Origin of the sequence: Streptomyces humicola (assembly GCF_024436035.1) — a bacterium.
GTDB classification, from domain to species: domain Bacteria; phylum Actinomycetota; class Actinomycetes; order Streptomycetales; family Streptomycetaceae; genus Streptantibioticus_B; species Streptantibioticus_B humicola.
The window spans coordinates 138,826-147,916 of sequence record NZ_JANFNG010000015.1 but is presented as its reverse complement, the minus strand read 5'-3'; the positions used below and the strand labels follow the sequence as shown (position 1 = coordinate 147,916).

Genomic DNA, 9,091 nt, shown 5'->3' with positions numbered 1-9,091 from the left:
CCCCCCCCCCCCCACCCCCGGCGGTTTGTGCATCTGCTAGCGGCGCAGCGTCGGTTTGAGCTGCATCAGCCGTGCGAGCAGCCCGTTGACGAACGCCGGGGACTCGTCGGTGGAGAACTCCTTGGCGAGCTGCACGGCCTCGTCGAGCACGACCGCGTCAGGCGTGTCGTCCTCCCAGATCAGCTCGTACACGCCGAGCCGGAGGACATTGCGGTCGACCGCCGGCATCCGGTCGAGCGTCCAGCCGACCGCGTAGGTGGAGATGAGCTCGTCGATGCGGGCGGCATTCGCCTCGTACCCCTCGACGAGCTGCATCGTGTACTCGGTGACCGGCGGCTGCCGGTCGTCGGTCCGCCCGAGTCGGATCCAGTCCGCCATGACGGTCTTGGGCGCGGCGTCGCGCTGGTCCGCCTCGAAAAGGATCTGGAAGGCCCGTTTGCGGGCCTTGGTGCGGGCAGCCACGGTTAGCTGTTCACCCGGCCGAGATATTCACCCGAGCGGGTGTCGACCTTGATCTTCTCCCCGGTGGTGATGAAGAGCGGGACGCCGATCTCGTAGCCGGTCTCCAGACGGGCCGGCTTGGTGCCGCCGGTGGAGCGGTCGCCCTGGACGCCGGGCTCGGTGTACTCGACGACGAGCTCGACGGCGGCGGGGAGCTCGACGTAGAGCGGGTTGCCCTCGTACATCGCCACCACGGCGTCGAAGCCCTCCAGCAGGAAGTGGGCGGCATCGCCGACCACATCCGGGCTGATGTGGATCTGGTCGTAGGTCTCCATGTCCATGAACACGAAGCTCTCGCCGTCCTTGTACGAGAACTGCATGCCGCGCTTGTCGACGTTGGCCGTCTCGACCTTCACACCGGCGTTGAAGGTCTTGTCGACCACCTTGCCGGAGAGCACGTTCTTCAGCTTGGTGCGGACGAAAGCAGGGCCCTTGCCGGGCTTGACGTGCTGGAACTCGACGACGGACCAGAGCTGGCCGCCTTCGAGCTTGAGCACCAGGCCGTTCTTGAGGTCGTTCGTGGTGGCCACGGTCGCGGAATCTCCTGAAAGTGCTGCATCGGGACCAGGGACACCCGCCGACGCCGGCGCCGCGGGGCGAGCGCTACAGGGCGAGCAGTTCCTTGGTCGTGATGGTGAGTAGCTCGGGCCCGCCGTCCGCCGTGGGGCGTACGACGAGTGTGTCGTCGATCCGGACGCCGCCCCGGCCCGGGAAATGGACCCCCGGCTCGACGGTGACCGGCACACAAGCGTCCAGTTTACCCATGGCGGAGGGCGTGATCCGAGGGTCCTCATCGATTTCGAGTCCCACGCCGTGGCCCGTCCACGGTGCGAGCGCCTCGCCGTGCCCGGCCGCCTGGATCACCTGGCGGGCCGCGCGGTCCACGTCCCGGCAGGCTGTGCCCGGCAGCAGCGCCTCACGTCCGGCCCGCTGTGCGGCGAAGACAAGATCATACAGCTCGACCTGCCAGGCGGCGGGCGCGGTGCCGATGACGAAGGTGCGCCCCACCTCGCAGCGATAGCCGCGATAGCACGCGCCGAGGCAGACGGAGAGGAAGTCGCCCTCCTCGACCCGCCGGTCGGTGGGGACATGACGTGGGGCGCCCGAGTGCGGGCCGGTGCCGACGTAGGTGGGGAAGGCGGGGCCGTCGGCGCCGTGGTCGACCAGACGGCGCTCCAGTTCCAGGGCGAGGTGCCGTTCGGTGCGGCCGACGAGGATCGACTCCAGCAGCTCGCCGAGCGCCTGGTCGGTGATCTCGGCGGCGATCCGCAGGCAGGCGATCTCGTCCTCGTCCTTGACCAGCCGCAGCTGCTCGACGGCCTGTCCGAGGTCGGTCAGGCGCAGGCCGGGCACAGCCGAGGCGACGGCCCGGTGCCTCGCCACGGTCAGGTGGTGCTCCTCCACGGCGAGGCTGTCGGCGCCGAGTCCCGGAAAGAGGCCGGCGGCGGCCACGACGGCGTCACCGGCCGCGGACGAGAGCATGACGCAGCGGATGTCCTCTGGCGGCTGGCCCTCTGCCGGTTCGCCCGGGGTGCGCGGGCAGTGGACGATGACGTCCTCCGCCGGGGCGAGCAGCAGTACCGCGCCGGGCGGCGACCACCCGGTCAGGTAGCGGACGTTCGCCGGGCTCGACACCAGGGCCGCGGCTGTCCCGGACACGATGCACCGGTCCCGCAGGCGCATCCGACGGGAAGCGTGCACGTCGGACATGCACCGAGCGTACGCGTCACGGCCGCGCGCGGCCGTTCCAGCGCGTCCGGACGGGAAGAATGCATCCGGCCCCGCATCCGTGCGCCGCTCACCTCCCGCCGCTCACCTCCCGCCGCTCACCTCCCGCCGCTCACCGGCCGGTGCGGCTCAGGCTGGTGCGGATCACCTGGTCGAGCGCCTCGGCGGCGGCCGCCACGTCCAGTTGGGAGTTGTCGATGATGGGAAGCCCCGATCCGTACCAGCCGGCCATGCGGCCGTGTATGCGGGCGACCTCCTCGTCGGACAGGCGGCGATGGCCGGTGCGCTCCGCATTGCGGGCCAGCACGATCTCCAGGCCGGGCAGGAGCACGACGGGCAGCAGTTCCGGGCCGACATGGCGCTTCCAGCCGCCGAGGCCGACGACGGGCCGGTCGGGGAAGACGGCGTCGTCGATGATGCACGAGATGCCGTTGGCGAGGAAGTTACGGGCGGAGAAGCCACAGGTGCGCCGGGCGAGCCGGTACTGGGCCTCGGAGCTCTCGTTCCAGCCGGACTGGGGATTGGCGAAACCGGAGCGCACCCACTCGCGGACGTCGTCCAGGCTGATGTGCGCGGTCGGCACGGAACGGTGGTCCGCCCAGTGCCGGGCAATGGTGGTCTTGCCCGCTCCGGCCGGCCCGATGAGCAGGACCGCGACCGAGGTGTGCACCGGTCCGGAGGGCATCTGTGCGGCGGGCGCGGGCGGCACGGGGACGGGTGAGGCGGGGGGCAGCGGGAACTGTCCGGTGGCCGGGGCGGGAGTTGCCGGTACGGGGCCGGTGGTGCCGGGCCAGCCGGGGGCGGCGGGTGGCACCGAGCCGGATGACGGCCCGGGCGGCCCGGGATGTGCAGGCGGTCCGGCGGGCGGCGGCTGCAGCGGCCCTGGCCCGTGCTGCGGCGACGGCGGGATCCAGCCGTCGGCACGCCCTCGCAGCGGCCCGTGAGGCGGTGTCAGCGGCATCCCCCCAGCATGCTGCATGTCGGGCTGCTCCGTCTCGTGTCGCTGGTTATGCAGTGAGCTGATCGGCCAGGGCGCGCAGCGCGAGGCGGTACGAGCCGATGCCGAAGCCCGCGATGGTGCCGGTCGCGACGGCAGCGACGACCGAGGTGTGGCGGAACTCCTCACGGGCGTAGGGGTTGGAGATGTGCACCTCGATGAGAGGGGCGGTGCGCTGGGCGGCGGCGTCCCGCATCGCGTACGAATAGTGCGTGAACGCACCCGGGTTGAGCACGACGGGGATCGATCCGTCGGCCGCCTCGTGCAGCCAGCGGATCATCTCCCCTTCGTCGTTGGTCTCCCGCACCTCGACCTCCAGGCCGAGCTCCTTGCCCAGCTCGGTGCACTGCTCGACGAGTCCTGCGTAGGAGGTGGCGCCGTAGACGTCGGGCTCCCTGCTGCCGAGGCGCCCGAGGTTCGGCCCGTTGAGCACCAGGACGCGGCTCACAGTGCTCCTCCGTTCGCTTCTCCGCCCGCGGCGACCTCCGCGTAGGCGGCGGCGAGCACCGCCGGGTCGGGGCTCTCCAGCACCGTGGGCTTGGCGAGGCCGTCGAGGACGATGAAGCGCAGCCGGTCGCCGCGCGACTTCTTGTCGACCTTCATCGTCTCCAGCAGCCGCGGCCACTGGTCGCCACGGTAGGTGAGCGGCAGGCCGACGGCGGCCAGCACCGTGCGGTGCCGGTCCGCGGTCGCATCATCCAACCGGCCCGCCATGCGGCCGAGTTCGGCGGCGAAGACCATGCCGACGGAGACCGCGGCGCCGTGGCGCCAGGTGTAGCGCTCGTTCTTCTCGATCGCATGCGCCAGCGTATGGCCGTAGTTGAGGATCTCCCGCAGCCCCGACTCCTTCAGATCCTGCGAGACCACCTCGGCCTTCACCCGGATCGAGCGCTCCACCAGCTCGGCGGTATGCGGGCCGGCAGGCGTGCACGCACCCTGCGGATCGGCCTCGATAAGGTCGAGGATCACCGGGTCGGAGATGAACCCGGCCTTGATGATCTCGGCCAGGCCGGAGACGTAGTCGTGGGCCGGCAGGGAGTCCAGGCAGGCCAGATCGCACAACACGCCGGCAGGAGGGTGGAAGGCGCCCACCAGGTTCTTCCCCTCGGCGGTGTTGATCCCCGTCTTCCCGCCGACCGCCGCATCGACCATGGCCAGGATCGTGGTCGGCACCGCGATCCAGCGCACCCCGCGCAGCCAGGTCGCCGCGACGAAGCCGGCCAGGTCGGTGGTCGCACCGCCGCCGACGCCGACGATCACATCGGTGCGGGTGAATCCCGTCTGCCCCAGCACGCTCCAGCAGTACGCCGCCACCTCGGCCGTCTTGGCCTCCTCGGCGTTGGGCAGCTGCACCGCGATCGCCTCATAGCCCTGCTCGGCCAGATCGGCCCGGATCGCCTCACCGGTCGAGGCCAGCGCCTCGGGATGCAACACCGCAACGCGCTGAACACCGCTGTGTCGCGCAGCGCCTCGGTTGAGGGCGGTGGTGGGAGACGGGCGGGCAGCACGGCCGATCAGGCCGGGCAGCTCGCCGAGCAACTGCCGCCCGACCAGCACCTCGTACGGGGACGTGCCCGCGGTGCCGCCGACCGGGATGCGGATGGGACCTGCGCTCATGCCTTCTTCAACTCCAGTACGTCCAGGATCTCCTCGGCCACGTCCTGCGGGCTGCGGCCGTCGGTGAGCACCACGGCAGCCGCGACCTCCGTGTACAGCGGGCGCCGGGCCTCCATCAACTCCCGCCACCGGGCACGCGGATTGACCGCGAGCAGAGGCCGGGCGGCGTCCAGGCCGACGCGGTGCACCGCATCCTTCAGACCTACGTCCAGGAAGACCACCGGCAGCCCGGCGAGAGCCTCACGCGTCCCGGTGTCCAGGACGGAACCGCCGCCCAGCGCCAGCACACCCGGATGCGACCGAAGCGCCTCTGCGACCGCAGCCCGCTCCAGCGCACGGAAGTACTCCTCGCCGTCCTCGACGAAGATGTCCGAAATCGCGCGCCCCTGCGCCGCCACGATGTCCGCGTCCGTGTCACGGAACCCGGTACCCAGCCGCTCGGCGAGCACCTGCCCCACGGTGGACTTCCCCGCGCCAGGCGGCCCCACCAGAATGACCTTCGGCCCGCTCATCGGATCGCCAGGTTGTCGAGGAAACCCTGCACATTGCGGCGGGTCTCGGCCACGCTGTCGCCGCCGAACTTCTCCGCCACCGCGTCCGCCAGCACCAGCGCCACCATCGCCTCCGCGACGATCCCAGCCGCCGGCACCGCACACACGTCCGAGCGCTGGTGATGGGCCTGCGCCGGCTCACCCGTGGCGACATCCACCGTGGCCAGCGCCCGCGGCACCGTGGCGATCGGCTTCATCGCTGCCCGCACCCGCAGCAGCTCACCCGTCGACAGGCCGCCCTCCGTGCCACCGGAACGGCCCGACGCCCGCCGGATGCCTCCCTGCCCCGTAACGATCTCGTCGTGCGCCTTCGAACCCGGCACCCGAGCCAGCTCGAAGCCGTCACCCACCTCGACGCCCTTGATCGCTTGAATGCCCATCAGCGCACCCGCAAGACGCGCATCCAGCCTGCGGTCCCAGTGCACATGCGAGCCAAGACCCACCGGCACCCCGTACGCCAGCACCTCGACCACACCGCCGAGCGTGTCACCGTCCTTGTGCGCCTGGTCGATCTCGGCGACCATCGCCGCACTCGCCGTCGCATCCAGGCACCGCACCGGGTCAGCGTCGAGCCGCCCGACATCGCCCGGGGCCGGGTACACCCCGTACGGCGCCCTCGCCGCGCCCAGCTCCACCACATGCGAGACGATCTCGATCCCGCACGTCTCCTTCAGGTACGAACGCGCGACCACGCCCAGCGCCACCCGGGCCGCCGTCTCACGCGCCGAGGCCCGCTCCAGCACCGGCCGCGCCTCGTCGAAGCCGTACTTCTGCATTCCCGCCAGATCCGCGTGACCCGGCCGCGGCCGGGTCAGCGGGGCGTTGCGCGCCAGTTCCGCCAGCTCGGCCGGATCCACCGGATCGGCCGCCATCACCTTCTCCCACTTCGGCCACTCGGTGTTCCCCACCATGACCGCCACCGGAGAGCCGAGGGTCAGCCCGTGCCGCACCCCGCCGAGGAAGGTGACCTCGTCCCGCTCGAACTTCATCCGGGCGCCCCGGCCGTACCCCAGCCGCCGCCGTGCAAGCGCGTCCGCCACCATCTCCGTGGTCACCGGCACTCCGGCAGGCAATCCCTCCAGGGTCGCCACCAGGGCCGGGCCGTGCGACTCGCCCGCCGTCAGCCAACGCAACCTGCTCAACGGTGCTCCCCATCTTTTCCCGGGCGCCCGTCACGCGCCCGCCAGACGTTCCTTGTCCGATCTTCCCATGCCACGGCCGCGGGACGGGAACGTGTCCACAGGGCGGTATGCCGGGTCGGCGGCGGATCAGCGGGCGGCGAGGGCCGCCTCGCCCGCCGTGCGCATCGCCTCCCGCGGCGCGGGGCTGCGGCCGGTCATCAGTTCCACCTGCAGCACCGCCTGGTGGACCAGTAGGTCCAGTCCGCCGACGACGGCGCCGCCGCGCGCCGCCCATGCCGCCGCCAGCGGCGTCGGCCACGGCTCGTACAGAACGTCGAAGAGGGCGCCCGGCCGCTCGGGCACCGCATCCGCCAATGCATCGGTGGTGCCGGCCGGCGTCGTCGCGATCACCAGCGGCGCGGCAAGCGCACGGGCCGCCTCGGACCACGGCGCGGTCCGGACCACCACCCCGAGCCGCTCCCCCCACTGCCGCATCTCGGCCGCCCGGGCCTCGCTGCGCACATACGCCGTCACCTCGCCGGTGCAGATCTGCGCGAGCGCGGCCACCGCCGACGAGGCGGTCGCGCCGGCCCCGAGTACCGCCGCCGACTCCACCCGGGAGACACCGCGCTCGCGCAGCGCTGCCACCATGCCGGGGATGTCGGTGTTGTCGCCGGTGCGTCGGCCGTCGCCGGTGAAGACGACGGTGTTGACGGCCTCGACCGACGCGGCGGTCGGGGTGAGCTCGTCCAGCAGCGGGATCACCGCGCGCTTCAGCGGCATCGTCAGCGACAGACCCGCCCAGGGCACCGGATCGGCCGCGATCTTCTCGACGAACCCGGGCAGCCCTTCCTCGTCGACCTCGTACCGGCCGTACTCCCACCCCTGAAGGCCGAGCGCCGCGTAGGCGGCCCGGTGCAGAACCGGTGACAGCGAATGCGCGATCGGCGACCCGAGGACCGCCGCCCGCCGGACGATAAGACTCATTGGCCGCCGTGCTCCTGCTGGTACTGGTTGAACGCCTCGACGTTCTGCTGCTGTACGGCAGCGCTGTCCGTGAAGCGGGTGTCACCGGGCTTGACGGTGACGAAGTACAGCCAGTTGCCCGCCGTCGGGTTGAGCGCCGCTTCGATGGCCTGGTGACCGGGGTTGTCTATCGGCCCGGGGGGCAGGCCCTTGTGGAGGTAAGTGTTGTACGGGGACGGGTACTGAGTGTCCGCCGTCGTGGTGTGCAGCGTCGAACGGCCCTTGGCGTAGTTGATCGTCGAGTCGAAACCGAGCGCCATCTGCTGCTGGAGCCGGTTGTAGATGACCCTGGAGACCTTGCCGAAGTCCTGGGGCTGCTGTGCCTCGGCCTGGATGAGGCTGGCGATGACGATGATCTCGTAAGGGCTCTTCCCGACCGCCTGGGCCTGCGCCTGCAGGTTGTCCGAGGCGAACTCGGACTGCGCCTGGCTGACCATCTGGGTGAGCGCGTCGGCCGGTTTTGTGCTCTTTCCGATGCTGTAGCGGCTCGGGTAGAGGAAGCCTTCCGGATTGCCGCCCGCATACGAGGGCAGCCCGAGGTTGGCGCTCTTCGCGGCCGCGGCGGAGGTCCCGGGTGCAAGGCCGAGGTACGTGTCGAGCGCGGCGTAGACCTGGGTGGCGCGCCAGCCCTCGGGGATGACCAGGGCGTTCTGGGCCGAGCCGTTGGTCATCAGGGCGACCGCGGAGGCGGCGGACATCTGCCGGTGCAGGGTGTAGCTGCCGCCCTGGATGCTGGTGCCGGCAGCGGCGGCGGTGAAGGCCTCGACGCTCTTGACGACGCCGTTCTGCTTGAGGATGTTGCCGATCTGGGCCAGTGTCGCGCCGTTCGGGACATCGACGGTGACGCTGCCCATGCCACCGCCCACGTAGTCGGGCGCGGCGGCGATGTGGTTCTCGTAGTAGCGGTAGCCGACATAGCCACCGCCCCCTATGACGCCGCCGAGCACGACGAAGGCGAGCAGGACGGCGCAGCCGCTACGACGTTTCTTCTTGCCCGGGCGCTTCCCGTCCGGGTCGTCGTCGTAGTCGTCGCTGCCGGGGGCGTCGGTGAAGAAGGGGTGCGTCTCGGGCTCGTCCGGCTCGTCGAACGGCCCGGGCTCGTCGACAGGGGCGTGCCACTCGGCCGTTTGGCCGGGGGCCGGCTGCGGTGCATAGCCGGACGGCCGGTAGGGGTGCGCGGGGCTGCCGTACGGATCGGCGGGGGGCGTGACGTATCCGGCCTGGCCCGCCTGTGCCGTCTCCCAGCCGCCGTAGGCCTGGACCTGTGGCTGGGGTTGGGTGTCCCACTGGGGCTGCTGCGGTATGTGCGGCTGCTGCGGGTACTGGCCGTACTGCTGCGGGCCGTACTGCTGCGGGCCGTACTGCTGCGGGCCGTACTGCTGTTGGGGCGCCTGCTGCGGGTACTGCGGTGCGCCGTCCGCGTAGGGGTCGTGGGAGGCGTAGGTGCCGTCGTAGCTGCCGTACGGATCCCCGTAGAGCGGGTCGTCCGGATGCCACGGTCGTGGAGCCGGCCCTTGGCCGTAGTCGCTCATGGGTCGTCTCCTGGTTAC

General features: G+C 71.4%; 10 protein-coding genes. All 10 read right to left on the bottom strand.

Annotation, left to right across the window (positions count from 1 at the left end; genetic code table 11):
- Positions 1-36 precede the first annotated feature (36 nt).
- The 10 genes from nusB to mltG all read right to left on the bottom strand — a co-directional run bounded on the left by nusB (position 37) and on the right by mltG (position 9,073).
- Positions 37-462, bottom strand: coding sequence for a transcription antitermination factor NusB (gene nusB, locus NGB36_RS19880; RefSeq protein WP_255921686.1), 426 nt, complete (start codon positions 460-462; stop codon positions 37-39).
- Positions 463-464: 2 nt separating this feature from the next.
- A complete protein-coding gene (gene efp, locus NGB36_RS19875; protein WP_255921685.1) occupies positions 465-1,031 on the bottom strand; it encodes an elongation factor P in 567 nt (188 codons plus the stop codon).
- A gap of 73 nt (positions 1,032-1,104) precedes the next feature.
- On the bottom strand, positions 1,105-2,211 hold the full coding sequence (locus NGB36_RS19870; RefSeq protein ID WP_255921684.1) for an aminopeptidase P family protein: 1,107 nt from the start codon (positions 2,209-2,211) through the stop codon (positions 1,105-1,107).
- A 130-nt stretch (positions 2,212-2,341) separates the two neighbouring features.
- Positions 2,342-3,208 (bottom strand): AAA family ATPase, encoded by an 867-nt coding sequence (locus NGB36_RS19865; protein ID WP_255921683.1) that lies wholly within the window; start codon positions 3,206-3,208, stop codon positions 2,342-2,344.
- A 28-nt stretch (positions 3,209-3,236) separates the two neighbouring features.
- On the bottom strand, positions 3,237-3,674 hold the full coding sequence (aroQ, locus tag NGB36_RS19860) for a type II 3-dehydroquinate dehydratase (RefSeq protein WP_255921682.1): 438 nt from the start codon (positions 3,672-3,674) through the stop codon (positions 3,237-3,239).
- A complete protein-coding gene (gene aroB, locus NGB36_RS19855; protein ID WP_255921681.1) occupies positions 3,671-4,843 on the bottom strand; it encodes a 3-dehydroquinate synthase in 1,173 nt (390 codons plus the stop codon). The genes aroQ and aroB overlap by 4 nt, the downstream gene beginning before the upstream one ends.
- Complete coding sequence (locus NGB36_RS19850; protein ID WP_255921680.1) at positions 4,840-5,355, bottom strand: shikimate kinase; 516 nt, start codon at positions 5,353-5,355, stop codon at positions 4,840-4,842. Before NGB36_RS19850 ends, aroB begins: the two co-directional genes overlap by 4 nt.
- Entirely contained in the window at positions 5,352-6,536 is a 1,185-nt protein-coding gene (gene aroC / locus NGB36_RS19845) for a chorismate synthase (RefSeq protein WP_255921679.1), read from the bottom strand. Before aroC ends, NGB36_RS19850 begins: the two co-directional genes overlap by 4 nt.
- Before the next feature lie 126 nt (positions 6,537-6,662).
- Positions 6,663-7,502, bottom strand: a complete 840-nt coding sequence (locus NGB36_RS19840; protein ID WP_255921678.1) for a shikimate dehydrogenase — start codon at positions 7,500-7,502, stop codon at positions 6,663-6,665.
- On the bottom strand, positions 7,499-9,073 hold the full coding sequence (gene mltG, locus NGB36_RS19835) for an endolytic transglycosylase MltG (RefSeq protein WP_255921677.1): 1,575 nt from the start codon (positions 9,071-9,073) through the stop codon (positions 7,499-7,501). Before mltG ends, NGB36_RS19840 begins: the two co-directional genes overlap by 4 nt.
- Positions 9,074-9,091: the final 18 nt, after the last annotated feature.

Bases quoted from the DNA above. Each gene is read 5' to 3' on its own strand.
- mltG (WP_255921677.1), bottom strand. From the start codon at position 9,073: ATGAGCGACTACGGCCAAGGGCCGGCTCCACGACCGTGGCATCCGGAC.
- NGB36_RS19840 (WP_255921678.1), bottom strand. From the start codon at position 7,502: ATGAGTCTTATCGTCCGGCGGGCGGCGGTCCTCGGGTCGCCGATCGCG.
- NGB36_RS19865 (WP_255921683.1), bottom strand. From the start codon at position 3,208: ATGCAGCATGCTGGGGGGATGCCGCTGACACCGCCTCACGGGCCGCTG.
- NGB36_RS19870 (WP_255921684.1), bottom strand. From the start codon at position 2,211: ATGTCCGACGTGCACGCTTCCCGTCGGATGCGCCTGCGGGACCGGTGC.
- NGB36_RS19850 (WP_255921680.1), bottom strand. From the start codon at position 5,355: ATGAGCGGGCCGAAGGTCATTCTGGTGGGGCCGCCTGGCGCGGGGAAG.
- aroB (WP_255921681.1), bottom strand. From the start codon at position 4,843: ATGAGCGCAGGTCCCATCCGCATCCCGGTCGGCGGCACCGCGGGCACG.